The organism is Aquidulcibacter paucihalophilus, from assembly GCF_002105465.1.
Classification (GTDB): domain Bacteria; phylum Pseudomonadota; class Alphaproteobacteria; order Caulobacterales; family Aquidulcibacteraceae; genus Aquidulcibacter; species Aquidulcibacter paucihalophilus.
This window is the reverse complement of sequence record NZ_NCSQ01000018.1, coordinates 1-590: the sequence shown is the minus strand read 5'-3', so window position 1 is coordinate 590 and position 590 is coordinate 1. Positions and strand designations below refer to the sequence as shown.

At 56.3% G+C, this 590-nt stretch carries 1 protein-coding gene; it reads right to left on the bottom strand.

The window, feature by feature from the left end; translation table 11 throughout:
* Positions 1-590, bottom strand: a 590-nt coding sequence (locus B7364_RS01315; protein ID WP_157893411.1) for an IS3 family transposase, incomplete at both ends; no start/stop codon positions are given.

Genomic DNA, 590 nt, shown 5'->3' with positions numbered 1-590 from the left:
GAGAGCGTACGGCGCGCTGTGGGCGCAAGCCCGCCGATTCCGCTGTGGGGCCGCACGTTATTGAAGTCGTGTCGCCATAGGCTTAGTGCACGTTTGGCATGGGCCAGACTGTCGAAAACCTCTTCGTTCAACAACTCGTCGCGTAGCTTGCCGTTAAAGCTTTCGGCCAAGCCATTCTGTTGAGGCTTGCCTGGGGCGATATAGTGCCAGCTGACGCCTGTACTATTTTGCCACTCCAGCATGGCGCGAGACACAAACTCTGTCCCATTGTCAGACACGATCATTTGCGGCTTGCCGTAAAGCCTGATGATCCGGTCCAATTCGCGTGCGACACGCGCACCTGACAAGGATGTGTCGGCAACGAGCGCCAAACATTCACGGGTAAAGTCGTCAATCACCGCCAATATCCTGAACCGTCGGCCATCACCAAAGCTGTCTGAGACAAAGTCGAGGCTCCACCTAACCGAAGGTCCTGATGGTTCCAACATCGGCGCACGCGTCCCCAGAGCCCTTTTGCGACCTCGTCTCCGCTTCACAGAGAGACCTTCCTCGCCATAGATCCGCCGAAGCTTCTTATGGTTCATCATGAT